Genomic DNA, 23,640 nt, shown 5'->3' with positions numbered 1-23,640 from the left:
CTGCTGGAGATGGCCGTTGAAAGCCCTCGACGAACTGACCTTCGACAATCGCTTCGCCCGCCTGGGCGATGCGTTCTCAACCCATGTGCTGCCCGAGCCCATCGCCGCGCCACGCTTGGTGGTCGCCAGCCCCGCCGCCATGGCGTTGCTGGACCTGGACCCGGCCGCGGCCGAAACACCGGTGTTCGCCGAGCTGTTCGGTGGCCACAAGCTCTGGGCCGAAGCCGAGCCTCGGGCAATGGTCTATTCCGGGCATCAGTTCGGTTCCTACAACCCGCAGTTGGGTGACGGTCGCGGCCTGTTACTGGGCGAGGTCTACAACGAGGCCGGCGAGCATTGGGACCTGCACCTCAAGGGCGCCGGCCAGACGCCTTACTCGCGCATGGGTGATGGACGGGCGGTGCTGCGTTCGTCGATCCGCGAGTTTCTCGCCTCCGAAGCCTTGCATGCCCTGAACATTCCCACCACTCGCGCACTGTGCGTGATCGGCTCCGACACGCCGGTCTGGCGCGAGAAACAGGAACGCGCGGCCATGGTCTTGCGCCTGGCACCGAGCCATGTGCGCTTCGGGCATTTCGAATTTTTCTACTACACCAAGCGCCCCGAGCAGCAGAAAGAACTCGGCAACCACGTGCTGGCCATGCATTTCCCACACTGCCTGGAACAACCGGAACCGTACCTGGCGATGTTCCGCGAAATCGTCGAGCGCAACGCCGAGCTGATCGCCAAATGGCAGGCCTATGGGTTCTGCCACGGAGTGATGAACACCGACAACATGTCGATCCTGGGCATCACCTTCGACTTCGGCCCGTTCGCCTTCCTCGACGACTTCGACGCCCACTTCATCTGCAACCATTCCGATGATCAGGGTCGTTACTCCTTCAGCAACCAGGTGCCGATCGGCCAGTGGAACCTCAGCGCCCTCGCCCAGGCCCTGACGCCATTCATCAGCGTCGAAGCCCTGCGCGAAACCCTCGGCCTGTACCTGCCGCTCTTTCAGGCCCACTACCTGGACCTGATGCGCCGCCGCCTCGGCCTCACCACTGCCGAAGATGACGACCAGAAACTGCTGGAACACCTGCTGCAACTGATGCAGAACAGCGGCGTCGATTACAGCCTGTTCTTCCGCCGCCTGGGGGATGAGTCACCCGAAATGGCCATCAGCCGCTTGCGCGATGACTTCGTCGACATCAAGGGCTTCGATACGTGGGGCGAGCTCTACATCGCCCGGGTTGCTCGTGAAGGTGGGGTTGACCAGGAACAGCGCCGCAAACGAATGCATGCGGTCAATCCGCTGTACATCCTGCGTAACTATCTGGCGCAGAAAGCCATCGATGCGGCGGAAAGTGGCGACTATGCAGAAGTTCGTCGTTTGCACGCGGTATTGAGCAATCCGTTCGAGGAGCAGCCTGGAATGGAGAGCTATGCCGAGCGGCCGCCGGAGTGGGGTAAGCATCTGGAGATCAGTTGTTCGTCGTAGGCGGGTCAGATAAACGTCTCCACTGACACACCAAAGCGTTCGGCTAACCAGCGGATCTGCCGCAGGTTGAGCTGACGCTTGCCGCTCAATATCTCGGAAACCACCGACTGAGTGCCAACGCCGGGCAGGTCGCTCTGGCTGAGGCCGTGTTCGCGCATCATATAGCCGAGAACCTCTGCACCAGAGGCCTCGCGCATGGGGTGATGCTTGCGATCCCACTCCGCAATCCAGTCACCGATGATATCCACCAAGCTCATCAACGGGTGCGACTCATCATCCCCGGTCATCTCAAGCAATTCATCGAGTGCCTGCGCCAACCTGTCGTAGTCGTCTTCGTTTTTCGGTTTTCGAAGCAATGGCGAGACGAACTCCCAATGCTCGGCAGCCTTTTTGATCAGAACACTCATGACCTTCCCTCCTTCCATTTACCGCGGTCATATTCGCGGTGATCCAGCACATGCTTGATATAAAGCTTTTGAGACCGATACCTGACGAAAGCGATCAGCCGCAACTTGTTGCCACCGATGTCGAACACATGAAACTCGCCGACTTTGTCAGTCGCGGGAAAAATCGACTTCATCGCCGCGAAGTCTCTTGGGTTACTCCCTTTGGCAAGTCGATACCACTGCTCCAGTGCATTGGCTGCCCGCGGCCACTTTTCCTTGGCCTCACGGACTGGTTTTTCGGTGAACACATGCATGCAACATCCTTATCGCATTCTGCTATGGAGGTTAATCACAGATAAAAAATATCGCAAGTTGCGATAATTCTAAGCAGACCAACGGTGTCGCTCAGTACAACCCAGCCTAGTTACATCGCAGGTCGCTGCACGATTGAAAACATGAGCAAACGTCTCCAAATAGAAGTAATCGGCTTCTTAACAGGACCATCCTCATGACTGACCCACTCCTCATCCCCTGCCCCCATTGCAACGGGCTGAATCGCATTCCCGCCGAGCGTCTCAATGACCACCCAAAGTGCGGTCGCTGCAAGGCCGAAGTCCTGCTCAACAAGCCGTTCGAATTGAAGCAAGGCGATTACGCCAGTCAGATCAAGGGCGACCTGCCGTTGCTGGTGGACGTGTGGGCGGACTGGTGCGGGCCGTGCAAGTCGTTTGCGCCGGTGTTCGAGCAAGCGGCGGGTCAGTTGGCGGGCAAGTGTCGGTTGGCCAAGCTGGACAGCGAGGCGAATCAGCAATTGTCGGCACAGCTGGGGATTCGCTCGATTCCGAGCCTGATTCTGTTCAAGAACGGCCGGGAAGTGGCTCGCCAGAGCGGGGCCTTCCCGTTGCCGCAGTTGATGAGCTGGCTGCGTAGCCAAGGGATTTAGAGCCACCACAAATAAATGTGGGAGCGAGCCTGCTCGCGAAGAGGGCTTCACATTCAACATCTCTGTTGACTGGACTTCCGCTTTCGCGAGCAGGCTCGCTCCCACAGTGGTTCGGTGTTGTTTGCAGGAATCAGGCGTTTTCGAGAAGGTTGTGCAGGTCGACGAACTGCTGGGTCAGTTTGTGCCGCGGGTCGAGGTGGATCAGCGGCGTGTTGGCCTGGTGGGATTCGCGCATGCGCACCGAGCTGGCCAGGTACACCGGCAACACCGGTAACCCTTCGGCGATCAGTTCGTCGAGGATTTGCTGGGGCAGGCTGGCGCGGGCCTGGAACTGGTTGACGACGATGCCTTCAACTTCCAGCCCTTCGTTGTGGTCCTCCTTCAACTCTTCGATTTCCGCCAGCAGGCCATACAGCGCCTGACGCGAGAAACTGTCGCAGTCGAAGGGAATCAGTACACGATCAGCGGCGATCAAGGCCGAGACGGCATAGAAATTCAGTGCTGGCGGTGTATCGAGGTAAATTCGGTCGTAATCGCCGTCCAGCTCCTCGAGCAATTTACGCAGCTTGTTGATCTTGTGCTTGGCCTCAAGCTTGGGCTGCAAGTCCGCCAGCTCGGCGGTGGCGGTGACGACGTGAAGGTTGTCGAATGGGGTTTCGTAAATGTCGACCTGGTTTTTCTTCGAGAACGGCCCGGAGGACAAAGTCTGCTTGAAGAAGTCAGCGATCCCCATCGGGATATCATCACCGGTGAGTCCTGTCAGGTATTGAGTGGAGTTGGCCTGAGCATCGAGATCCACCAACAACGTACGATAGCCTTCGCTGGCGCTGACCGCCGCCAGATTACAGGCAATGCTTGACTTGCCCACGCCACCTTTCTGATTGAACACCACGCGCCGCATGTCAAAACCTCCGTGTATCAAAGAATGACCGAGTGTAGTAGTCCACGGCGCTGCTTAGCTACCTCGCCGGCATCGGGACTACACAGTCATTGGTAAATATCCGTCGGAAAAAACCGCCAACTCGTCCATCGACAGCCGATAGAGCCGACAGACATGTCCGCTGCAACGTGGATAATGGCCAAACGACAGCTTTTTCGCGAACCAGACGGTACATTTCGTTGCGTAAAATGTAACCAGCATTTGCTACACGCCCGCCGCACCGGGATAATGCGCACCACTCGGCGTTAAGCGCCACGTAAGGTCAGCCGCGCTTTTTTGCGACTCACCGCGTCAAGGAAGCCCGCAGGGGCGGGATGAATGTCTGTGATCAATTTCAACATCGCCCAATGGCGCGCGTGGGCCCCTGGGCTTGAAAGCGTGGATGATTGGCAGGCCTGGAGCCGACAACCGGTCGTGCTCGAGCCCAGCGATGCCGCCCCCGATGTGTCGTTTTTGCCGGCTATGCAGCGTCGGCGACTCAGCCGTCTGGCGCGGATGGCATTCAGCGTTGGCTGGCCGTTGGCTGATGGTCGCCAGGACCTACCGTTGGTCTTTATTTCCCGCCACGGCGAAACCCCGCGCACTTTCGAAATTCTCAGCGATCTGGCGACTGACCAACCGTTGTCGCCCACTCAGTTCAGCTTGTCGGTGCACAACGCGGTCATCGGCCTATGGTCGATCATGCGCGGCGAAACCAGCGAAATGACCGCCCTCGCTGCGGCCGGTGATGGCCTTGAACACGGCATGCTAGAGGCGGCGGCATTGCTTGATGAAGGAGCGCCTGCGGTACTGCTGGTAGTGACGGAAGAGCAACCGCCCGCGGCCTACTCGGCCTGGATCGACGACGTGCCATTCCCTTATGCGGTCGGCCTGCTGATTACGCCCGGCAATCAGTGGCAGCTGTCGCTGAACAGCACCTCGCAAGCGTTGTCCAAAACCCACTGGCCCCATGCCCTGAATCTGTTGCGTACCCTGCTCGGCCAGCAGACCACCTGCCAACATGCCTGGAAAAATCGTCTATGGACCTGGCAACGCAACCTGTAACCGATAAAAACCGCGACGCCTATTACTGGCGCCTGCTGGCCACTGCCGCAAGCTTCACCCTGTTCGGGTTGGGCGGGCTATGCCTGCGACTGGTGGTGTTCCCGCTGTTGAGCTGCTTGCCGGGAGACGCCCAGGCCCATCGTCAGCGGGCACGACAGACGGTGAGCCGCTGTTTCTGGTTTTTCATTCGGTTCATGGCTCGCACTGGCGTGCTGACTTATGACATTCAGGGTGCGGAAAAGCTCGGGCGCCCAGGCCAGATGATCGTCGCCAATCACCCTTCGCTGATCGATGTGGTGTTTTTGATCGGCCTGGTGGGCCACGCCAACTGCGTGGTCAAGAAAAGCCTCTGGGAAAATCCGTTCACCCGCGGCCCGCTACGCCGCACCGACTACATCAGCAACGACGGCAGCATGGACATGCTCGACGCCGCTGCCGACGCGCTGAAAAGCGGTCAGACCCTGATCATTTTCCCCGAGGGCACCCGCACTCAACCCGGCAAACCACCGGCATTTCATCGGGGAGGCGCGGCAATCGCTGTGCGCGGTGCGAAAATCCTCACCCCGGTGATTATCGAGGTCAATCCGACCACATTGACCAAGGCCGAACCCTGGTATCGGATTCCAAAACGCCGCGTGCACTTCAGTTTTCGTGTCGGGGCCGATATAGACCCACAGGCCTTCGCTACACAAGGACCTGCACCGCAGGCCTCGCGCAAGCTCAATGATTATTTGCACCATTACTTTATTAAGGAGCTCGCCGAAGATGAGCGATCTACACCGTGAAATCAAAGAACTGATCATTGACGCCCTGGGCCTCGAAGACATCAGCGTCGACGACATTGGCGATGACCAGACACTGTTCGGCGAAGGCCTGGGCCTGGACTCGGTAGACGCCCTGGAACTCGGCCTGGCGATTCAGAAAAAGTACGGCATCAAAATCGATGCCGACGCCAAGGACACCCGTAATCACTTCACCAACGTGGCGAGCCTTGCGGCGTTCGTCACTGCAAAACAGGCAGCTTGAGACCGGACCATGCAAACTCGTGACGATATTTTCAATACCCTGCGCGATGCTCTGGTCGAACTCTTCGAGCTGGAGCCCGAGCGCATCAGCCTGGGGGCCAACCTGTATCAGGATCTGGAAATCGACAGCATCGATGCGGTCGACCTGATCGATCACATCAAACGCCAGACCGGCAAGAAAATCGCCGCCGAAGAATTCAAATCGGTGCGTACCGTCAGCGACGTGGTCGAGGCGGTCTACCGTCTGGTTCAACCCGCCGCATGAGCCGATTGATCGGCCTGGGCCTGCTGCTGGCAGGCCTGTTGTACCCCTTTGCGGTGTATTTCGGCATGGAGCATTTTGCCCCGTGGCAGTTCGGTCTGCTGCTGGGTAGCCTGTGGCTGGCGCGAGCGCTGACCGGCGAGCGGCGCCCCGGAAGCCTGTGGATGGCCACGGTCGCCATCGGGTTTTGCCTGCTGCTGGCGCTCTTCGACAGCCCGGTACTGCTGCGCTGGTACCCGGTGTTGATCAGCGGATTCATGCTGGTGCTGTTCGGCCTGAGCCTGAAATACGGCCCACCGATGATTGAACGCCTGGCCCGTCTGCGAGAGCCGGAATTACCGGCCAGGGCCATTCGCTATACCCGCCAGGTGACGATTGCCTGGAGCGTGTTTTTTCTCTGCAACGGCTTGTGCGCCGCCGCCCTGACCCTTTGGGCGCCGCTGAGTTGGTGGATGTTGTACACCGGCCTGATCTCCTACGGATTGATCGGCCTGATGTTTGCCATTGAATGGCTGATACGACAACGGGTAAGAGGCCGCCCATGAATTGGATAACACTTGAGCAACTGTTGCTCAAGGCTCAGCCGGACCGTGCCGTGACGGCCGAACCGGCGTTGAATCACGCGCAATTGTGCGAACAGGCCCTGAGCCTGGCTGCCGGCCTGCAAGCACAAGGCGTGCAGCGCATCGCCGTGCACCTTGAGGACGCTGCCGACCTGGCCATTGCCCTGCTGGGCGCCTGGCGCGCCGGGGTCAGCGTGCTGCTGCCCGCCGACCTGCAAGCGCAGACTCGCCAGCGCTGGTCGACCGAGGTCGATCTGTGGCTGACCGATCAGGCCGACGATGCGCACCTGAGCGATTATCGCCATTCACCGCTGCCGGCCAGCCCGCTGGATCTGGATCGCTGTCAGCTGAGCCTGTGCACCTCCGGCTCCAGTGGCGAACCCAAGCGCATCGACAAAACCCTGCGCCAGCTGGCCAATGAAGTCGAAGCGCTGGAGCACCTGTGGGGCGCAGATTTGGGCGAGGCCTGCATCATCGGCAGCGTCGCCACTCAACACATCTACGGCTTGCTGTTTCGGGTGCTGTGGCCGCTGTGCGCCGGGCGCTCGTTCGTGCGTAAACAACTGGCCTTCCCGGAAGACCTGCAGCGCGCCAGCCGCGAACACCCGGCCTTCGCGTGGGTCGCCAGCCCAGCGCTGCTCAAACGCATGGGCGACAACCTCGACTGGCCAGCGCTGAGCGCGGTGCGCCGAGTGTTTTCCTCCGGTGGTGCGTTGCCCGTCGAAGCGGCGCAAAGCCTGCATGAACGCCTGCAACAATGGCCGACAGAAATCTTCGGCAGCTCGGAAACCGGCGGCATCGCCTGGCGTCAGGGCCAGAATCTCTGGCAGCCCTTCGCCGATGTTGCGCTGAGCCAGGACAGCGATGGCGCCTTGCTTATCGCCTCACCTTACTTGCCGGCCGGCCATATTGAACACACCGCCGATGCCGCGCGCATCGCCGCCGACGGCCGTTTCGAGCTGTTGGGACGGCTGGACCGAATCGTCAAACTGGAAGAAAAACGTATCTCGCTACCGATGCTCGAACAAGCGCTGATGACCCATGAGTGGGTCGCTGAAGCGCGGCTTGGCGTCGTCCAGGAAAACCGTGCTTCGCTGGGCGCACTGCTGGTGTTGAGTGAGCAGGGTTTGCATGCCTTGCGCAATCAGGGTCGACGTACTCTTACTCAGGAGTTGCGCCAACACCTGAGCCTGCATTGCGAAGCACTCGCCCTGCCCCGTCGCTGGCGCCTGTTGCGACAATTGCCACTGAACGCTCAAGGCAAACTGCCTCAGGCCGAAGTGGAGAACATATTGCTGGCGCCACGCCCAAAGGCGCCGGAAGTGCTGGAACAGATCGACACCGATGGCGAGTGGAGCCTGCAACTGGCTGTCCCGCCAGACCTGGCGTATTTCAGCGGACACTTTCCCCGAGCGCCGGTATTGCCCGGCGTGGTGCAGGTGGATTGGGCGCTGAACCTTGGTCAGCAATTGATGGACCTGCCGGCAAAATTCGCCGGTATGGAAGTGCTGAAATTTCAGCAACTGGTGCGTCCCGGTGATGAAATCCAGTTGCACCTGCGCTTCGACTCGGCGCGCAGCAAGTTGTATTTCGCCTATCGCAATGAAACCGCCACCTGCTCCAGTGGGCGGATTTTGCTGGAGGCCCCAGGCGATGCATAACCCCTGCGCCGTAATCCCGGTCTACAACCACGAAACCGCAATCACTGCCGTGGTCGATGCGCTGCTTGCCAGCGGCCTGCCGTGCATTCTGGTGGACGACGCCAGCAGCCCGGCCTGCGCCAAGGTCCTTGATCAACTGGCCCAGCGTGACCGGGTTTACCTGATCAGGCTCACCATCAATCAAGGCAAGGGCGGCGCGGTAATGACCGGTTTGCGAGAAGCCTCGCGCCTGGGCTTCAGCCACGCCTTGCAGGTGGACGCCGACGGCCAGCACGACTTGCAAGACGTCAGGGTTTTCATCGAGCATTCGCGCGCTCACCCCGAGGCGGTGATCTGCGGCTATCCGCAATACGACGCCAGCGTGCCGAAGGGCCGTTTGTACGCCCGCTACCTGACGCACGTGATGGTCTGGATCAACACCCTGTCGTTGCAGATTCGCGACTCGATGTGCGGCTTCCGTGTCTATCCATTGCCGCCGACCCTGGCACTGATCGACTCGGCCAGGATCGGCAAGCGCATGGACTTCGACTCCGACATCCTGGTGCGCCTGGCCTGGCGCAATCTGCCGATGCAGTGGCTGAAAACCAGGGTCCATTACCCTTCGGATGGCGTCTCGCATTTCCGCCTGTTCCACGACAATGTACTGATTTCGAGCATGCACACCCGGCTGTTCTTCGGCATGTTGCTGCGGGCACCAGTAATCCTCTGGCGACGGTGGCGAGCATGAGCGACAACGCAGACAAACAGCACTGGGCCGACCGCCAGGAGCGTGGCAGCTTCTGGCTGATGAAGTTCACCGCGCTCTGCGCAAAAGTCTTGGGCCGTCGGTTGTTGAGCCCGCTGCTGTACGGCATCGTGCTGTACTTTTTCCTGTTCGGGCGCAACGCCCGCCAAAGCGCCTGGCAATACCAGCAGCGGCTTGCCGACTGGAGCGGTCGTAGCGAATTGCGCCCGAGCCATTGGCGGGTGTTCGGCCAGTTCATGGCCTTCGCCGACTCCATGCTCGACAAACTCGATGTGTGGAACGGCAAGCTGAGCATCGATCAGATCGAAATCATCGACCCGGCGCTGCTGCGCAATAAACTGCGCGGCACACGTGGGCAAATGCTGGTGGGTGCGCACCTGGGCAATCTCGAGGTCTGCCGGGCGCTGGCCGAGATCGGTGAGAAAGTCACCATGAACGTGCTGGTGCACACCAAGCACGCCGAACAATTCAACCGTCTGCTGGGCGAAGCCGGGGCGACCAATCTGCGGTTGATTCAGGTCAGCGAGCTGGACCCGGTGATCATGCTGCAACTGCATGAACGCCTCGAGCGCGGCGAATGGCTGGCGATTGCCGGCGACCGCGTGCCGCTGCATGGCGGACGCAGCGTGAGCGTGGATTTCCTCGGCCATCAAGCCGCGTTCCCTCAGGGCCCATGGTTGCTGGCCGGTCTGCTGAAATGCCCGATAAACCTGATGCTGTGCCTGAAGAAACCCGCTGGCGACTATCGGCTGACCCTCGAACCGTTCGCCGACGCCATCGTGTGGAAACGCAGCGACCGCGAACAGGTCATTCATCAGTGGGCCTCCCGCTACGCCGAACGCCTGGGTCACTATTGCCTTGAAGCGCCCCAACAATGGTTCAACTTTTACCCTTTCTGGAAGACCGATGACGACGCCAACGCTTGAGCCGGTAACCTTCGGCGAACTCCCTTTGCGCATCGAAGACGTGCTGGCCCTGGCCAACCGTCAGGTGCCGACGCAGTTGCAGGGCGACGCTGAGTTTCGCCAGCGCATCGCCAAGGGCCCGCAGTTCCTTGATTCCCTGTTGGACAAGGAAGGCGTGATCTACGGTGTGACCACCGGTTATGGTGATTCTTGCGTGGTAGCGGTGCCGCTGCACCACGTCGAAGCCCTGCCCCGTCATTTGTATACCTTCCACGGTTGCGGCCTGGGCAAACTGCTCGACGCCCAAGCCACCCGCGCGGTGCTGGCGGCGCGTTTGCAATCGCTTTGCTACGGCGTGTCCGGGGTACGCGTGGAACTGCTGGAGCGTCTGCAAGCCTTCCTCGAACACGACATTCTGCCGCTGATTCCGGAAGAAGGTTCGGTGGGCGCCAGTGGTGATCTGACGCCGCTGTCCTACGTCGCCGCGACTTTGTCCGGCGAGCGCGAAGTGATGTTCCGTGGTGGGCGTCGACAAGCCGCCGATGTGCACAGCGAACTGGGTTGGGAACCGCTCGTATTGCGCCCCAAAGAAGCGCTGGCGCTGATGAACGGCACCGCCGTGATGACCGGCCTTGCCTGCCTGGCTTACGCCCGCGCTGATTACCTGCTGCAACTGGCCACGCGTATCACTGCGCTGAACGTGGTCGCTTTGCAGGGCAATCCGGAGCACTTCGACGAGCGCCTGTTCGCGGCCAAACCCCATCCAGGGCAGATGCAAGTCGCCGCGTGGCTGCGCAAGGATCTGGCGATCGATGCGCCGACCGCGCCGCTGCATCGCCTGCAAGACCGCTATTCCCTGCGTTGTGCGCCGCACGTGCTCGGTGTATTGGCCGACAGCCTGAACTGGCTGCGCTCGTTCATCGAGATCGAACTCAACAGCGCCAACGACAACCCGATTATCGACGCCGAAGCCGAACGCGTGCTGCACGGCGGGCACTTCTACGGCGGCCATATCGCGTTCGCCATGGACAGTCTGAAAACCCTGGTGGCCAACGTCGCCGACTTGCTCGACCGTCAGCTCGCGCTGCTGGTGGACGAGCGTTACAACCATGGTTTGCCGAGCAACCTGTCTGGCGCCACCGCCGACCGCGCAATGCTCAATCACGGTTTCAAGGCGGTGCAGATCGGCACCAGCGCCTGGACCGCCGAAGCCCTGAAAAACACCATGCCGGCCAGCGTCTTTTCGCGTTCCACCGAGTGCCACAACCAGGACAAAGTCAGCATGGGCACCATCGCCGCCCGCGACGCCATCCGCGTGTTGGAGCTGACCGAACAAGTCGCTGCTGCCACGCTGCTGGCCGCCAACCAAGGTGTCTGGCTGCGCGGCCAGGCTGAAGACGCGCGCCCGCTGCCACCAGCACTGGCCGCGATGCACGAAGAATTGGCCAAGGACTTCCCGCCGGTCATCGAAGACCGTGCCTTGGAAGGCGAATTGCGCCTGTGCCTGCAACGCATCGCCGAACAACACTGGAGGCTGCATGCGTAGCAAGGGAGTGCTTCACACCGACACGGAAATCCTCGTACCGTTCTTTGACGTCGACACCATGAACGTGGTCTGGCACGGCCATTACGTCAAATACCTGGAAGTCGCCCGCTGTGCGCTGCTGGACAAGATCGGCCATAACTACGACGCCATGGTGGCGTCAGGTTACGCGTGGCCGGTGATCGACTTGCAGCTGCGCTATGTGCGTGGCGCCGTGTTCGGCCAGAAGCTGAATGTGCGCGCCAGCCTGGTGGAGTGGGAAAACCGCCTGAAGATCAGTTACCTGATCAGCGATCTGGCCACCGGCGAGCGCCTGACCCGCGCCTGTTCCGTGCAGGTCGCCGTCGACATGAGCAGCCGCGAAATGCTGTTGGCCTCACCGAAGGTGTTCACCGACGCGGTTGAAAGGATGCTGCCATGAACCTGCTGAAAACCCTCTGTAGCAGCTGGCGAAGCCTGCGTTCGGCGGCGCAGCAGTCGCCCTGCGTTTCTTCTGATGTATCGCATTTTCAGGTTTTACGACGGCTTCGCCGCCGGACGCAGCCTCGCAGGCTCGGCAGCTGCTACCGGATTGCGCTGGGCATGTTGATGGTGAGTTTTACTTCGCTGGCGCAGGCTTTCGATCTACAGCAACTCAGCGATCAACTGGCCAAACCCGATGTGATCCACGGCAGCTTCATCCAGGAAAAACACCTGCGCGCCCTGCCCCAGCCGCTGACCAGCAAGGGCACCTTCGTTTTGGCGAAGAATCACGGCCTGCTCTGGCTGCTGAAAACCCCGCTGCAACAGGACTATCGCATCAGCGACAAGGGCATTGCCCGGCGTGATGCCAACGGTTGGCAAATGCTGCCGAACAAGAGCGCCGGCGCCGAACAGAACCGCTTGTTCCTCGCGGTGCTGCAAGGCGACAGCAGTGGCCTGCAACGGGATTTCGAGCTTTCGCTGAGCGGCGACGCACAAAACTGGAAACTGACCCTGACCCCGCGTTCGATGCTGCTCAAGCAGGTGTTCAATCAGATCAACATTGACGGCGGCGAACTGGTGCACAGCATCGAGCTGCTCGAAACCCAGGGTGACCGAACCCTGTTGCGCATGCAGGACAGCACTAGCGCACAACCTTTGAGCGATGCGGAGCAACATGACTTTGCCGAGTGAACGGATGCTGCCGCGGCTGTTTCTGATCCTGCTGCTGGCAGTGCTCGCGCTCGCCGGCTGGCAATGGCGTGACAACGCGCCGCTGTCGGCCAACCTGATGGAACTGGTGCCTGGTACCGCGCCGGACGCGTTGGAACTGCGCGCCGAACAACGCATGCAAGAACCGCTGAACCGGGAAATGCTGGTACTGGTCGGCCATAAAGACCGCCAGCAAGCCATCGCCATGGCGCAAAAGCTGGGCGAGCAATGGCAGGCCAGCGGCGTATTCGAAAAGGTCCAGTGGAACCTGCAGGCCGACTTGCCGGCGCTACGCACGCAATTGCTGCAAGGCCGCCTGGCGATGCTGTCCGCGGCCGACCGGCAGCAACTTATCGAGCACCCCGACGCCTTTATTCAGCAACGGGTACAAGCCCTGTTCGACCCGTTCACCGGCTTCAGCCTGGTGCCGAGCCAGGACGACTGGCTCGGCCTGACCGGGCGCATCCAGAACAGCCAGCCACAGCACGGCTCGGTGCAACTGGACATCGGCAGCGGTGCGCTGGTTGCCGATGCCGACGGCATGAGTTGGGTGATGCTGCGGGCGCGAACCGTCGGCAACGCGTTCGACATGAACCTCCCACTGCAAGTGGCTGACCTGCTCCAGCACAGTCGTGAAGAAGCCGCCCGGTCGGACGTGCAACTACTCGCCGCCAGTGGCCTGTTGTATGCCGCCAGCGGTCAACGGCAAGCCGCTCGCGAAATGACCTGGGTCGGCGGCGGCGCCACGGTCGGGATTCTGTTGCTGCTGTTGCTGGCCTTCCGGCGTTGGCGGGTGTTGCTGGCGTTCGTCCCGGTGCTGGTGGGCATGCTGTTCGGTGCGGTGGCTTGCGTGGCGCTGTTCGGTCACATGCATGTGATGACGCTGGTGCTGGGCTCCAGCCTGATCGGCGTGGCGGTGGATTACCCGCTGCATTACCTGTCCAAAAGCTGGAGCCTGAAACCCTGGCACAGCTGGCCGGCGTTACGCCTGACCCTGCCGGGGCTGACGCTGAGCCTGATCACCAGTTGCATCGGCTACCTGGCCCTGGCCTGGACGCCATTCCCGGCCCTGACCCAAATTGCCGTGTTCTCCGCCGCCGGCCTGCTTGGCGCCTACCTGTCGGCAGTGTGTCTGTTGCCGGCACTGCTCAAGGGCGTGGTTCTGCGGCCAGCACAATGGCCGATGCGCATCGCCGAGAAGTTGCTGGAGCTGCGTGAAACGTTGCTCAAATACGTACGCACGCCGGTATTGCTGGCGCTGTTGATCGCCTTCTGTGTCGGCGGTCTGTTGCAGCTGCAGAGCAAAAACGACATTCGCCAATGGGTCGGCACGCCGCAGCAACTGACTAACGAAGCCCAAACCATCGCACGCATCACCGGCTACCAACCCACCAGCCAGTTCTTCCTGGTGCGCGCGGCCAATCAGCAGCAGTTGCTCGAACGCCAAACGGCATTGAGCGAGCGTCTGGATCAATTGGTCAATCTGGAAAAACTCCAGGGCTATCTGTCGCTCAATCAACTGGTCAGCCAGCCGAGCGAACAGCGCAAAGTGCGTGAAGCACTGAGCAAGCTGCCGCAGTTCTGGCAACCGTTGCTCGACCTCGGCGTGCCGGCCGCCGCGTTGCAAGCCGAGTTGGCAACGTTGCAGGCGCTGCCCATTGAAGACATCGACGCAGCGCTGGCCGGCCCATTGGCCGAGCCCTACCGCACCCTGTGGCTGGGGCCGACCGATGACGGCGTGGCTGCGATGGTCAGCCTGCAAGGCTTGAACAATCCCACGCTGTTGCGGGTCCAGGCGCTGGACTTGCCGGGCGTGGAACTGGTGGATCGCCTCGGCGAACTGAACCAGGTTTTCGCCGCCACTCAAATCAGCGCCGCTGAATTGAAACTCGCTTCCTGCGTGCTGATCGTGCTGGTGCTGATCCTGCCATTCGGTCTCGGTGGCGCGCTGCGAATTGTCTCTCTGCCATTGCTGGCGGCCCTGTGCAGCCTGGCAAGCCTCGGTTGGCTCGGTCAGCCGCTGACGCTGTTCAGCCTGTTCGGCCTGCTGCTAGTGACGGCCATCAGCGTCGATTACGCGATCCTCATGCGCGAACAGATCGGTGGTGCCGCGGCGAGCCTGCTGGGCACTTTGCTGGCAGCAGTGACTACCTGGCTGTCGTTCGGCCTGCTGGCGGTGTCCAGCACGCCGGCGGTGAGCAACTTCGGCCTGTCGGTGAGCCTCGGCCTGGCGTTCAGTTTCATCCTGGCGCCATGGGCAGGACGCCAAGTCCACATCGCACCGATTACGGAGCCGGCAGCATGATGGTCGCTGCGTTCTGGTTGATGGCCCTGGTGTTGTTCGCCATGGCCACCCGTATCGGTCGTCATTTCGGTCTGATTCCGATCGTCAGCCAGTTGCTGCTGGCGACCTTCGGCCTGCCGTTGCTGATGTACTTCTGGATCGAACCGGGCTGGCACTTGAGCGGCGCCGACCTGATCTCGCCGGACTGGCTGAAGAACCTCTACAGTTTGAGCTTTGCCTTGCTGCTGGGGCACATCCTCAGCGACGTGATTGACCTGCGACTGGAACGTCAGAGCCTGAAAATCGCCCTGCCGAGTTTCTGCATTCCGTTTGCCTGCGGGCTGGCGACAGCGGTCTGGCTGTTGCCGCCGCAGCCGTGGATCAGCTCGCTGGCGGTCGGTCTGCTGTTCGCCATCACCGCGATTCCGGTGCTGTATCTGTACCTGCGACACATCAACTACCCGCCCGCTGCCACCCGACGCCTGGTGCAGACCGCGATCCTGATCGACCTGACCTGCTGGACTCTGTTCGCATTCGCCCAGGGCAGCCTGCACCTGAGCAGCCTTTTGCTGCCGCTGGCCGGCGCCTGTCTGCCGTTGTTGCTGCGACTGCTCGGGTTGCGCCAACCGTTGCTGCACAGCGGCTGCTTCTTCGCGCTGCTGGTGGTCGCCGAACACTTCAAACTCAATGCGCTGATTTTCGGCATCGGCTATCTGCTGTGCATGGCCACGCTCAAGGTGCCATTGGTGCTGCCATTGTCGGCGGCGTGGATGAGCCGTTTGCAGACCTGGATCGCCATCCCGCTGATCCTCACGTTCGGCATCGTGCAGATCAACGTGCACAACGCCATCGACAGTCTCAGCGGGATGCAACTGGCCGCTCTCCTGCTGTTGCCAATCGCCAGCAAACTGTTGGGCAACTGGCTGGGCCTCGGCTGGGCTGGCGCCTCGTTTGAAGGTGCCAGCCGCTGGCGGGAAAGCCTTTTACTGAATATTCGCGGCTTGAGCGAGATCGTCTTTCTCAACCTGCTGCTGCAACAACAGCTCATCAGCCCGGCGTTGTATTTCGCGCTGATGTTGATGGGCCTGATCGCAACCCTGCTGCCGGCACTCGCCGGCATGCACCGAATCCCTTTGAACATCGCCGCCCCGGCAAGGAGCACCCGTGCCAACAGTTGAAATGGAACGTCGTCAGGTACTGGTGATCGGCGCAGGCCCCTCGGGCGCCATCGCCGCCGCGTTGCTCAAGCGTAAAGGTCATGATGTGCTGATGATCGAGCGTCAGCATTTCCCACGGTTTTCCATCGGTGAAAGCCTGCTGTCCCACTGCCTGGATTTCGTCGAAGAAGCCGGCATGCTCGAGGCGGTGAACGCCGCCGGTTTCCAGCGCAAGAACGGGGCGGCGTTCGCTTGGGGCGATCAATACAGCGCCTTCGATTTCGGCGACACGTTCAGCAACGGCAAGCCGACAACGTTCCAGGTCCAGCGCGCCGACTTCGACAAGCTGCTGGCCGATCAGGCTGAACTGCAAGGTGTCGATGTCCGTTACGGCGAAGCCATCGTCAGTGCCGATTTCAGCCTGCCGAAACCGCAGCTCGACGTGCTTCGCGAAGACGGTAGCCAATACCGCGTCGAAGCCGACTTCGTGCTCGATGCCAGCGGCTACGGTCGCGTGCTGCCGCGCTTGCTGGACCTTGAAGCACCGTCGAACTTCCCGGTGCGCCAGGCCGTATTCACCCACGTCGAAGACTGTATCGACAACCCGGCTTTCGACCGGGAGAAAATCCTCATCACCACCCATCCGACCCAGCGCGATATCTGGTTCTGGACCATCCCGTTCAGCAACGGCCGTTGCTCGGTGGGCGTGGTGGCAGCCGCCGAACACTTCGAAGGCCGCACCGAGAATCTGGACAACTGCCTGCGCGGCTTCATCGCCGAAACCCCAAGCCTGGCCGGTGTGCTGAACAACGCCGTGTGGGATACGCCCGCGCGGACCATCGGCGGCTATTCGGCCAACGTCAAAACCCTGCATGGCCAAGGTTTCGCCCTGCTGGGCAATGCGGCGGAATTTCTCGACCCGGTGTTCTCCTCTGGTGTGACCATCGCCATGCGTTCGGCGAGCATGGCCGCCGGTGTGCTGCACCGCCAACTGCAAGGTGAAAGCGTCGACTGGCAGACCGAGTTCGCCGAACCGCTCAAGCGCGGCGTCAACACCTTCCGTTGCTACGTCGAAGGCTGGTACGCGGGGACCTTTCAGGATGTGATTTTCTATCAGGGCGGCACAGCGGATATCCGCCGCATGATCAGCTCGATCCTCGCGGGTTACGCCTGGGATGAACGCAACCCGTTTGTCAGCGAACCCAAGCGTCGACTGCGGATGATCTCGGACCTGTGCGCACAGGATCCGACATGAGTTATTTGAGCGACAACTACGTCGAAGAAACCCGTTTCGGTTTCTGGTTCCTGCGCAGTCACACCTGGCAGCACCATGTATTGCGAGTGGCGATCAATGATTTGCGCGATCTGTTCAGCGCGCCATTGCCCGACAATCCGGTATTGCTGGATGCCGGTTGCGGCCAGGGCAAGTCGTTCCAGTATCTGCGCCAGACCTTCGCGCCTCGGCGCCTGATCGGGCTGGATGCCGACCCTCACAGCCTGAACCTGAGCGGCGAAGAAGCTGCCCGCCAGGGCATGGATGTAGAACTGATCGGCAGTGACTGCGCGAGCATCAAAATACCGGACGCCAGCGTCGATCTGCTGTTCTGTCATCAAACCTTCCATCACCTTGTCGAACAGGATCAGGCCCTGGCCGAGTTCTATCGAGTGCTCAAGCCGGGCGGCTATTTGCTGTTCGCCGAGTCCACCGAGGCTTACATTGATACGTGGGTGATTCGCTGGCTGTTCCGCCACCCGATGCACGTGCAGAAGAGCGCCGCCGGCTACCTGGACATGATTCGTCGGCAGGGTTTTGAATTCGGCCCGCAGAACGTGTCTTACCCTTACTTGTGGTGGAGTCGCGCCAAGGATTTCGGCCTGCTCGAACGCTTCGGCCTGCGCCAGCCCAAAACCTTTGGCCAACGGGAAGAAACCCTGGTCAATGTAGTCGCGCGCAAGCCCGTTGAAGGGTGTGCCTGATGATCCGTTTCCTGCTTCTGGGTTGTGTCCTGTTGCTGAGCGCTTGCGCCAGCCAGGCACCGCTGCCCGAGCAAACTCCGAACCTGGCATTGCCGCTGCAATTGCACATCGAACGGCAGATGGCCGAGCAACGTCAGGACTGGCTGCTGGTGATCCAGCGTGAAGACCCAGGCATTCGCTGGTCGATGATGGACCCTTTGGGGATTCCCGTGGCACGGCAGAAACTGATCGATGGCCAATGGCAGGCCGACGGCCTGCTGCCGCCCAATCCGGAAGCTCGGGAGCTGTTCGCGGCCTTATTGTTTGCGTTGACCCCTGCGGGCGAGTTGCATCGCAACTATCCCGCCGCCCGGCAGGATGGCGGGCAACGATCCTTGTCACCACGCTGGAACATCCGCTATTCACAACCACTGAGCTTTGAATTGAACGTATCCCAAGGCCCGCACTATCGCGTCACTCCGTTAGGCGAGCACACGCCATGACGGCTTATCTGAATGCCCTCGGGGTGGTCTGCGCCCTGGGCCGCGACAAGCAGGAAGTCGCCCGCAACCTGTTTGCCGGCGATTGCTCGGGCATGCGCAGCGAGGCCGACTGGGTGGCGGAACGCACGCTGCCGGTCGCGGCGGTGCGCGGTGAGCTGGCGCCGATTCCGGCGGAGCTCGCGCATCAGAGCAGTCGCAACAATCAATTGCTGCTGGAGTCTGCGCTGCAAATTCGCGAAGACATCGAGCAAGCGATCCAGACCTACGGCCGCGACCGTATCGGCGTCATTCTGGGCACCAGCACCTCGGGCATTCACGAGGCCAGCAGCGGTCTGGCCCATTACATCCGAGAGCATCAGTTCCCTGCCGATTATGACTATCAGCAACAGGAACTCGGCGCGCCGGCGACGTTTCTCGCCGACTGGCTGCAATTGAGCGGTCCGGCCTATGTGATTTCCACCGCCTGCACCTCCAGCGCCCGTGCGCTGATGAGTGCTCAACGACTGCTCGATCTGGGCGTGTGCGACGCCGTGTTGTGCGGCGGTGTCGACAGTTTGTGCAAGCTGACTCTCAACGGTTTCTCGGCCCTGGAAGCGGTGTCCGAGCAGCGCTGCAACCCGTTTTCAGCCAACCGTAACGGCATCAACATCGGCGAAGCAGCGGTGCTGTTTCTGATGAGCAAAAGCGCCGGCAATAGCCAACCGATTGCCCTGCTGGGCAGTGGCGCCAGCTCCGATGCACATCATATTTCCGCGCCGGAACCGACCGGCCGTGGCGCCCTGCAAGCGATGCGCAAATCCTTGAGCCGCGCAGGGCTGCAACCGCAGCAGATCGGTTATCTGAACCTGCATGGCACCGCCACGCAACATAACGACGCCATGGAAAGCCTGGCGGTGACGACGCTATTCCCGGAAGGCGTGCCCTGCTCGTCGACCAAACCGATGACCGGCCATACCCTCGGCGCTGCCGGTGCTCTGGAGGCGGCGTTCTGCTGGTTGAGCCTGAGCGCGGACAACAGCGAACATGCCTTGCCGCCCCACATCTGGGACGGCCAGCCCGACCCCGAATTACCGGCCCTGCATTGGGTGACCCCGACTGACCACCTGACGTCCATTGCACCTCGCTACCTGATGAGCAATTCCTTTGCCTTCGGTGGCAATAACGTCAGCCTGATTATCGGAGACGCCCCATGATTACCTGGCCGCTCGCCGAACTGCTGCCGCATGCTGGCGACATGATCCTCATCGAGCAGATCCTGTCGTTCGATGACGAGCAAATTCACACCCGACTCACCGTCAAACCCGACGGCCTGTTCAATCGCCCCGACGGCAGCCTGCCGGCCTGGGTCGGCATCGAGCTGATGGCCCAGAGCGTCGCCGCGTACGCCGGTTGCCATGCGCGCCAGAAAGGCAATGCGGTGGAGTTGGGTTTCCTGCTCGGCACCCGAAAATTCGAATGCAACGTGGAACACTTCCCCGCCGGCACCGAGTTGACCATCCATGGGATACGCTCGCTGGAAGACGACAACGGCATGGGTGTGTTCGAATGCCACCTCACCGCGCCCGGCATCCACGCCACCGCCCGGCTGAACGTGTTTCGCCCACCTCAGGTCGCGCAATATCTTCATGAACCCCAAGGAGTCGAGTGATGACTGAATCCGTACTGGTCACCGGCTCCAGCCGTGGTATCGGCCGCGCCATTGCGTTGCGTCTGGCCCGGGCCGGGCATGACATCGTGCTGCACTGCCGCAGCGGCCTTGCGGATGCCGAAGCCGTCAAGATCGAAGTCGAGGCCCTGGGCCGCAACGCGCGCATCCTGCAATTCGACGTGTCCGACCGTGCTCGTTGCAAAGCTATTCTTGAAGCCGATGTCGAAACCCACGGCGCCTATTACGGCGTGGTGCTCAACGCTGGCCTGACCCGCGACGGTGCTTTTCCGGCCCTGAGCGAGGAGGATTGGGATTTGGTGATGCGCACCAATCTCGACGGTTTCTACAACGTGCTGCACCCGGTGATGATGCCGATGATCCGTCGTCGCGCCGCCGGGCGGATTGTCTGCATCACTTCAGTTTCCGGGTTGATCGGCAATCGCGGCCAAGTCAATTACAGCGCGTCCAAGGCCGGTTTGATCGGCGCAGCCAAGGCGCTGGCGATCGAACTGGGCAAGCGCAAAATCACGGTTAACTGTGTCGCACCCGGCCTGATCGACACGGCGATGCTCGACGAAAACGTGCCGGTGGAAGAACTGATGAAAATGATCCCCGCACATCGCATGGGCACCCCGGAAGAGGTGGCTGGCGCGGTGAATTTCCTGATGTCGGCGGAAGCGTCGTACATCACCCGGCAGGTTCTGGCCGTCAATGGAGGCCTGTGCTGATGAAGCGCGTCGTCGTCACCGGCATGGCCGGCATCACCTCACTGGGCAGCGACTGGGACACCATCGCCGGCAACTTCGCCGCCAATCGCAGCGGCATCCGCCGTATGGACGAGTGGGATCGTTTCACTGAACTCAACACGCGCCTGGCCGGGCCGATCGATGACTTCAAAGTGCCAAGCCACTGGACCCGCAAGCAACTGCGCAGCATGGGCCGCGTCTCGCGGCTCGCTGTTGGTGCTGCTGAGCAAGCGTTGGCGGACGCCGGTCTGCTGGGTGACGAGTCGATCAAGGACGGGCGCATGGGCGTTTCCTGCGGCTCGTCCACCGGCAGCACCGACGAGATCAAGGCGTTCGGCAATATGCTGCTCAACTCGGTGGCCGAAGGCTTGAACGCCAACTCCTACGTGCGGATGATGCCGCACACCACAGCGGCCAATGTCAGCATCTTCTTCGGCCTCACCGGCAGGCTGATCCCGACCTCCAGCGCCTGCACCAGCGGCAGCCAGGGCATCGGTTATGCCTACGAATCGATCAAGTTCGGCCGCCTGCCGCTGATGCTCGCCGGCGGCGCCGAAGAGCTGTGCCCGACCGAAGCCATGGTGTTCGATGCGCTCTACGCCACCAGTCTGAAAAACGATGCCCCGCAAACCAGCCCTCGCCCTTACGACACCGGCCGCGATGGCCTGGTGATCGGTGAAGGCGGCGGCATGCTGGTGCTCGAAGAGCTCGAACACGCCCTGGCACGCGGCGCACATATCCATGCCGAGATCGTCGGTTTCGGCAGCAACGCCGACGGTCAGCACGCCACCCGTCCGGAGCAGCTCACCATGCGCCGGGCCATGGAGCTGGCGCTGGAAGATGCCGGGCTGCAGCCTTCCGACATCGGCTATGTGAACGGTCACGGCACCGCTACAGAACAGGGCGACATTGCCGAAACACTGGCCACCAGCGCGTTGTTCGGCGAACACATGCCAATCAGTTCGCAGAAGAGTTTCCTTGGTCACACCCTGGGAGCCTGCGGCGCGCTGGAGTCCTGGTTCAGCATCGAAATGATGAACCGCGATCAGTACGTGCACACTTTCAACCTCGATGAGGTCGATCCGAAGTGCGGCAAGCTCGATTACCTGCGCGGTGAATTCCGGCAGATGAGCAACCAGTATGTGATGAACAACAATTTCGCTTTTGGCGGGGTCAACACCTCGTTGATTTTTCGCCGCTGGTCGTAATCGAATTACTCAGGGTCAAGGAGACCTCCATGCACTTCAAGAAACTCGCTGCCGCCGCCACCCTGCTGATCTGCACGTTGCCGGGCATCAGCCAGGCCCGTGACACCGCTGTGTATCTGCCTTTTGACAAAGCAGTCGCCGAAGCAACCCGCGCCGGCAAAATCGATGGCAGCGTGAAGTTCTACCTGGCAGGCAACACACCGACTGGCAACGTCACCGTAGTCAGCTCGGGGGCCGTGACCAACAAGAAAACCAACGCCTTCAACAAGTCTGACGAAGTGGCCTGCGAATGGGTCGCGCAATCGGCAATCATCAGCCTGCACCAGGCAGCGAAGAATGCCGGCGCCAACGCCGTGACCAATATCGTCAGCTTCTACAAAAGCAACGAGCGCAAGGATGCCAAGAACTATGAGTGCCACGCTGGGGCGCTCATGGCGGGCGTTGCGTTGAAAGGGGATTTGGCGAAGGTTCAGTAACGCCTGACGCGGAGTAGCCGCGACACACTCAGGTATTACCGAAGATCAAAAGATCGCAGCCTTCGGCAGCTCCTACATAGATCGGTGTAGGCGCTGCCGAAGGCTGCGATCTTTTAAACGCTTTACGCGCCAGCAACTTCTCGCCACATCTGAGTCCTCGGCACATAAATGAAACATAGGAAAACGGAGTGTATCACTTCGGAAAGTTCCTACAGCCAGCCTCGTGATTTCAATATATAGGCAAACCCAAACAACCAACACATCTAAAACAAGCACGACGAAGTATTACTTCGAAAAAACGCCGAACTATTACAATTCATTACCCCGCTATTGCCCCCCTCACTCCCAGCCTATACTTTTCACGCATTGAATTTGGATAATCAATAGCGAGCAACCAACAAAAGCAGATAAGGAGTTATCCGCATGCAAAAGAACAATATTACTTCTACATGCCTACTTCTTGCGGCATTGTTCTGTCCCCTGGGTAGTTTTGCGCAACAAGCCCCCGCCACTGCCGAGACTCGGGCTCTGGCATCTTCTCCTCGATGGCTGACAACCAAGGTCTATATAGAGGGCGCACCACAAACGGACGTAAAAGCGAATTATCCTGGCGTGGTCGGAATATCGACGTGGGATCCCGAACGCAATCGCTATGAATTCTTTTACACCGATACGGGAGAATCAAAGTACGACAATGGAGGTGGAGGTTACTTCTTTGTCACTGGCGATCAAAAAAGCCACATTTTAGTGCCCGATGTCGGGCCAACCAAAACTGTAGTCAGGCGATTGGAAAAGTTGAATCCAAATGAATTCACCTATTCTCGCGAAGTGCCTCACGACATGATAGCCAATAACCCTCTGGTGCGTATCTATGTAGTTCATGCCCCCTACACTGGAACAGTGGAAACAAAGTCCACCATTAAGCCAGATACTAATATCACAAACTGAAACCAGTCGCCCATAGCACACTAAATGACTCAGGTAGTTCCGCT

27 protein-coding genes are annotated in these 23,640 nt (G+C 60.6%); 24 read left to right on the top strand and 3 right to left on the bottom strand.

The features are described 5' to 3' along the window. The first annotated feature begins 16 nt into the window (after positions 1 to 16). The gene (gene selO, locus KGB18_RS05860) at positions 17 to 1,480 is read left to right on the top strand and encodes a protein adenylyltransferase SelO (RefSeq protein ID WP_123721551.1); all 1,464 of its coding nucleotides are present in this window, start codon (positions 17 to 19) and stop codon (positions 1,478 to 1,480) included. A gap of 5 nt (positions 1,481 to 1,485) precedes the next feature. On the opposite strand, the gene KGB18_RS05855 is transcribed toward selO, so the two are convergent. Beyond that, entirely contained in the window at positions 1,486 to 1,887 is a 402-nt protein-coding gene (locus KGB18_RS05855; protein WP_123721552.1) for a type II toxin-antitoxin system HigA family antitoxin, read from the bottom strand. Next, positions 1,884 to 2,180: a type II toxin-antitoxin system HigB family toxin gene (locus tag KGB18_RS05850; RefSeq protein WP_123721553.1), complete on the bottom strand. Its 297-nt coding sequence runs from the start codon at positions 2,178 to 2,180 to the stop codon at positions 1,884 to 1,886. The genes KGB18_RS05855 and KGB18_RS05850 overlap by 4 nt, the downstream gene beginning before the upstream one ends. A gap of 194 nt (positions 2,181 to 2,374) precedes the next feature. On the opposite strand from KGB18_RS05850, the gene trxC reads away from it, so the two are divergent. After that, positions 2,375 to 2,809 (top strand): thioredoxin TrxC, encoded by a 435-nt coding sequence (gene trxC / locus KGB18_RS05845; protein ID WP_030129872.1) that lies wholly within the window; start codon positions 2,375 to 2,377, stop codon positions 2,807 to 2,809. A 130-nt stretch (positions 2,810 to 2,939) separates the two neighbouring features. On the opposite strand, the gene KGB18_RS05840 is transcribed toward trxC, so the two are convergent. Beyond that, on the bottom strand, positions 2,940 to 3,710 hold the full coding sequence (locus KGB18_RS05840) for a ParA family protein (protein WP_008009127.1): 771 nt from the start codon (positions 3,708 to 3,710) through the stop codon (positions 2,940 to 2,942). 357 nt (positions 3,711 to 4,067) lie between these two features. On the opposite strand from KGB18_RS05840, the gene KGB18_RS05835 reads away from it, so the two are divergent. From KGB18_RS05835 to KGB18_RS05730, 22 genes are all read left to right on the top strand, one after another. Further along, positions 4,068 to 4,793: a beta-ketoacyl synthase chain length factor gene (locus KGB18_RS05835; RefSeq protein ID WP_123721554.1), complete on the top strand. Its 726-nt coding sequence runs from the start codon at positions 4,068 to 4,070 to the stop codon at positions 4,791 to 4,793. Next, the gene (locus tag KGB18_RS05830) at positions 4,769 to 5,578 is read left to right on the top strand and encodes a lysophospholipid acyltransferase family protein (protein WP_123721555.1); all 810 of its coding nucleotides are present in this window, start codon (positions 4,769 to 4,771) and stop codon (positions 5,576 to 5,578) included. Before KGB18_RS05835 ends, KGB18_RS05830 begins: the two co-directional genes overlap by 25 nt. After that, on the top strand, positions 5,559 to 5,819 hold the full coding sequence (locus tag KGB18_RS05825; protein WP_123721556.1) for a phosphopantetheine-binding protein: 261 nt from the start codon (positions 5,559 to 5,561) through the stop codon (positions 5,817 to 5,819). Before KGB18_RS05830 ends, KGB18_RS05825 begins: the two co-directional genes overlap by 20 nt. Positions 5,820 to 5,828: 9 nt before the next feature. Further along, positions 5,829 to 6,083, top strand: coding sequence for an acyl carrier protein (locus KGB18_RS05820; protein WP_123721557.1), 255 nt, complete (start codon positions 5,829 to 5,831; stop codon positions 6,081 to 6,083). Then, positions 6,080 to 6,625 (top strand): membrane protein, encoded by a 546-nt coding sequence (locus KGB18_RS05815; protein WP_038978633.1) that lies wholly within the window; start codon positions 6,080 to 6,082, stop codon positions 6,623 to 6,625. The genes KGB18_RS05820 and KGB18_RS05815 overlap by 4 nt, the downstream gene beginning before the upstream one ends. Beyond that, positions 6,622 to 8,304: an acyl-CoA synthetase family protein gene (locus tag KGB18_RS05810; protein WP_223569518.1), complete on the top strand. Its 1,683-nt coding sequence runs from the start codon at positions 6,622 to 6,624 to the stop codon at positions 8,302 to 8,304. The genes KGB18_RS05815 and KGB18_RS05810 overlap by 4 nt, the downstream gene beginning before the upstream one ends. Continuing rightward, on the top strand, positions 8,297 to 9,031 hold the full coding sequence (locus tag KGB18_RS05805) for a glycosyltransferase family 2 protein (protein WP_223569517.1): 735 nt from the start codon (positions 8,297 to 8,299) through the stop codon (positions 9,029 to 9,031). Before KGB18_RS05810 ends, KGB18_RS05805 begins: the two co-directional genes overlap by 8 nt. After that, the gene (locus KGB18_RS05800) at positions 9,028 to 9,975 is read left to right on the top strand and encodes a glycosyl transferase (RefSeq protein WP_123721560.1); all 948 of its coding nucleotides are present in this window, start codon (positions 9,028 to 9,030) and stop codon (positions 9,973 to 9,975) included. The genes KGB18_RS05805 and KGB18_RS05800 overlap by 4 nt, the downstream gene beginning before the upstream one ends. Beyond that, positions 9,956 to 11,500, top strand: a complete 1,545-nt coding sequence (gene hutH, locus KGB18_RS05795; protein WP_223569516.1) for a histidine ammonia-lyase — start codon at positions 9,956 to 9,958, stop codon at positions 11,498 to 11,500. The genes KGB18_RS05800 and hutH overlap by 20 nt, the downstream gene beginning before the upstream one ends. Continuing rightward, positions 11,493 to 11,918: an acyl-CoA thioesterase gene (locus tag KGB18_RS05790; RefSeq protein WP_123721562.1), complete on the top strand. Its 426-nt coding sequence runs from the start codon at positions 11,493 to 11,495 to the stop codon at positions 11,916 to 11,918. The genes hutH and KGB18_RS05790 overlap by 8 nt, the downstream gene beginning before the upstream one ends. Positions 11,919 to 12,079: 161 nt before the next feature. Next, positions 12,080 to 12,652 carry an outer membrane lipoprotein carrier protein LolA gene (locus KGB18_RS05785; RefSeq protein ID WP_201061427.1) on the top strand — a complete coding sequence of 191 codons (573 nt, stop codon included), beginning with the start codon at positions 12,080 to 12,082 and terminating at the stop codon, positions 12,650 to 12,652. Next, on the top strand, positions 12,636 to 14,975 hold the full coding sequence (locus KGB18_RS05780) for an MMPL family transporter (RefSeq protein ID WP_223569515.1): 2,340 nt from the start codon (positions 12,636 to 12,638) through the stop codon (positions 14,973 to 14,975). Before KGB18_RS05785 ends, KGB18_RS05780 begins: the two co-directional genes overlap by 17 nt. Next, entirely contained in the window at positions 14,972 to 16,132 is a 1,161-nt protein-coding gene (locus KGB18_RS05775) for a sodium:proton antiporter (RefSeq protein WP_123721563.1), read from the top strand. Before KGB18_RS05780 ends, KGB18_RS05775 begins: the two co-directional genes overlap by 4 nt. Further along, positions 16,119 to 17,366: an NAD(P)/FAD-dependent oxidoreductase gene (locus tag KGB18_RS05770; protein WP_123721564.1), complete on the top strand. Its 1,248-nt coding sequence runs from the start codon at positions 16,119 to 16,121 to the stop codon at positions 17,364 to 17,366. The genes KGB18_RS05775 and KGB18_RS05770 overlap by 14 nt, the downstream gene beginning before the upstream one ends. Next, the gene (locus KGB18_RS05765) at positions 17,363 to 18,088 is read left to right on the top strand and encodes a class I SAM-dependent methyltransferase (RefSeq protein WP_123721565.1); all 726 of its coding nucleotides are present in this window, start codon (positions 17,363 to 17,365) and stop codon (positions 18,086 to 18,088) included. Before KGB18_RS05770 ends, KGB18_RS05765 begins: the two co-directional genes overlap by 4 nt. Then, entirely contained in the window at positions 18,088 to 18,570 is a 483-nt protein-coding gene (locus KGB18_RS05760; protein ID WP_123721566.1) for a hypothetical protein, read from the top strand. Before KGB18_RS05765 ends, KGB18_RS05760 begins: the two co-directional genes overlap by 1 nt. Continuing rightward, positions 18,567 to 19,763: a beta-ketoacyl-[acyl-carrier-protein] synthase family protein gene (locus KGB18_RS05755; protein WP_123721567.1), complete on the top strand. Its 1,197-nt coding sequence runs from the start codon at positions 18,567 to 18,569 to the stop codon at positions 19,761 to 19,763. Before KGB18_RS05760 ends, KGB18_RS05755 begins: the two co-directional genes overlap by 4 nt. After that, the gene (locus tag KGB18_RS05750; protein ID WP_123721568.1) at positions 19,760 to 20,218 is read left to right on the top strand and encodes a hotdog family protein; all 459 of its coding nucleotides are present in this window, start codon (positions 19,760 to 19,762) and stop codon (positions 20,216 to 20,218) included. The genes KGB18_RS05755 and KGB18_RS05750 overlap by 4 nt, the downstream gene beginning before the upstream one ends. Next, positions 20,218 to 20,946 carry a 3-oxoacyl-ACP reductase FabG gene (gene fabG / locus KGB18_RS05745; RefSeq protein WP_201061439.1) on the top strand — a complete coding sequence of 243 codons (729 nt, stop codon included), beginning with the start codon at positions 20,218 to 20,220 and terminating at the stop codon, positions 20,944 to 20,946. Before KGB18_RS05750 ends, fabG begins: the two co-directional genes overlap by 1 nt. Continuing rightward, positions 20,946 to 22,172, top strand: coding sequence for a beta-ketoacyl-ACP synthase (locus KGB18_RS05740; protein ID WP_201087434.1), 1,227 nt, complete (start codon positions 20,946 to 20,948; stop codon positions 22,170 to 22,172). The genes fabG and KGB18_RS05740 overlap by 1 nt, the downstream gene beginning before the upstream one ends. Before the next feature lie 29 nt (positions 22,173 to 22,201). Further along, a complete protein-coding gene (locus KGB18_RS05735) occupies positions 22,202 to 22,648 on the top strand; it encodes an excinuclease (RefSeq protein ID WP_123721570.1) in 447 nt (148 codons plus the stop codon). Between the two features lie 423 nt (positions 22,649 to 23,071). Further along, a complete protein-coding gene (locus KGB18_RS05730) occupies positions 23,072 to 23,596 on the top strand; it encodes a DUF4822 domain-containing protein (protein ID WP_223569514.1) in 525 nt (174 codons plus the stop codon). The last annotated feature ends 44 nt before the right edge of the window (positions 23,597 to 23,640 follow it).

It is taken from the genome of Pseudomonas sp. BF-R-26 (assembly GCF_019947395.1).
In the GTDB taxonomy this organism is placed as follows: domain Bacteria; phylum Pseudomonadota; class Gammaproteobacteria; order Pseudomonadales; family Pseudomonadaceae; genus Aquipseudomonas; species Aquipseudomonas farris.
The sequence above is the reverse complement of the archived record's forward strand: the minus strand, read 5'-3'. Positions and strand labels throughout refer to the sequence as shown.

What these genes read in the sequence shown, in the direction of transcription:
- KGB18_RS05760 (WP_123721566.1), top strand. Translation starts at nt 18,088, where the DNA reads ATGATCCGTTTCCTGCTTCTGGGTTGTGTCCTGTTGCTGAGCGCTTGC.
- KGB18_RS05730 (WP_223569514.1), top strand. Translation starts at nt 23,072, where the DNA reads ATGCAAAAGAACAATATTACTTCTACATGCCTACTTCTTGCGGCATTG.
- KGB18_RS05740 (WP_201087434.1), top strand. Translation starts at nt 20,946, where the DNA reads ATGAAGCGCGTCGTCGTCACCGGCATGGCCGGCATCACCTCACTGGGC.
- KGB18_RS05735 (WP_123721570.1), top strand. Translation starts at nt 22,202, where the DNA reads ATGCACTTCAAGAAACTCGCTGCCGCCGCCACCCTGCTGATCTGCACG.
- KGB18_RS05810 (WP_223569518.1), top strand. Translation starts at nt 6,622, where the DNA reads ATGAATTGGATAACACTTGAGCAACTGTTGCTCAAGGCTCAGCCGGAC.
- KGB18_RS05825 (WP_123721556.1), top strand. Translation starts at nt 5,559, where the DNA reads ATGAGCGATCTACACCGTGAAATCAAAGAACTGATCATTGACGCCCTG.
- KGB18_RS05855 (WP_123721552.1), bottom strand. Translation starts at nt 1,887, where the DNA reads ATGAGTGTTCTGATCAAAAAGGCTGCCGAGCATTGGGAGTTCGTCTCG.
- KGB18_RS05830 (WP_123721555.1), top strand. Translation starts at nt 4,769, where the DNA reads ATGGACCTGGCAACGCAACCTGTAACCGATAAAAACCGCGACGCCTAT.
- KGB18_RS05780 (WP_223569515.1), top strand. Translation starts at nt 12,636, where the DNA reads ATGACTTTGCCGAGTGAACGGATGCTGCCGCGGCTGTTTCTGATCCTG.
- KGB18_RS05785 (WP_201061427.1), top strand. Translation starts at nt 12,080, where the DNA reads ATGTTGATGGTGAGTTTTACTTCGCTGGCGCAGGCTTTCGATCTACAG.
- KGB18_RS05835 (WP_123721554.1), top strand. Translation starts at nt 4,068, where the DNA reads ATGTCTGTGATCAATTTCAACATCGCCCAATGGCGCGCGTGGGCCCCT.
- KGB18_RS05800 (WP_123721560.1), top strand. Translation starts at nt 9,028, where the DNA reads ATGAGCGACAACGCAGACAAACAGCACTGGGCCGACCGCCAGGAGCGT.
- KGB18_RS05850 (WP_123721553.1), bottom strand. Translation starts at nt 2,180, where the DNA reads ATGCATGTGTTCACCGAAAAACCAGTCCGTGAGGCCAAGGAAAAGTGG.
- KGB18_RS05790 (WP_123721562.1), top strand. Translation starts at nt 11,493, where the DNA reads ATGCGTAGCAAGGGAGTGCTTCACACCGACACGGAAATCCTCGTACCG.
- hutH (WP_223569516.1), top strand. Translation starts at nt 9,956, where the DNA reads ATGACGACGCCAACGCTTGAGCCGGTAACCTTCGGCGAACTCCCTTTG.
- KGB18_RS05840 (WP_008009127.1), bottom strand. Translation starts at nt 3,710, where the DNA reads ATGCGGCGCGTGGTGTTCAATCAGAAAGGTGGCGTGGGCAAGTCAAGC.
- fabG (WP_201061439.1), top strand. Translation starts at nt 20,218, where the DNA reads ATGACTGAATCCGTACTGGTCACCGGCTCCAGCCGTGGTATCGGCCGC.
- KGB18_RS05815 (WP_038978633.1), top strand. Translation starts at nt 6,080, where the DNA reads ATGAGCCGATTGATCGGCCTGGGCCTGCTGCTGGCAGGCCTGTTGTAC.
- KGB18_RS05820 (WP_123721557.1), top strand. Translation starts at nt 5,829, where the DNA reads ATGCAAACTCGTGACGATATTTTCAATACCCTGCGCGATGCTCTGGTC.
- KGB18_RS05755 (WP_123721567.1), top strand. Translation starts at nt 18,567, where the DNA reads ATGACGGCTTATCTGAATGCCCTCGGGGTGGTCTGCGCCCTGGGCCGC.
- KGB18_RS05765 (WP_123721565.1), top strand. Translation starts at nt 17,363, where the DNA reads ATGAGTTATTTGAGCGACAACTACGTCGAAGAAACCCGTTTCGGTTTC.
- trxC (WP_030129872.1), top strand. Translation starts at nt 2,375, where the DNA reads ATGACTGACCCACTCCTCATCCCCTGCCCCCATTGCAACGGGCTGAAT.
- KGB18_RS05750 (WP_123721568.1), top strand. Translation starts at nt 19,760, where the DNA reads ATGATTACCTGGCCGCTCGCCGAACTGCTGCCGCATGCTGGCGACATG.
- KGB18_RS05805 (WP_223569517.1), top strand. Translation starts at nt 8,297, where the DNA reads ATGCATAACCCCTGCGCCGTAATCCCGGTCTACAACCACGAAACCGCA.
- KGB18_RS05775 (WP_123721563.1), top strand. Translation starts at nt 14,972, where the DNA reads ATGATGGTCGCTGCGTTCTGGTTGATGGCCCTGGTGTTGTTCGCCATG.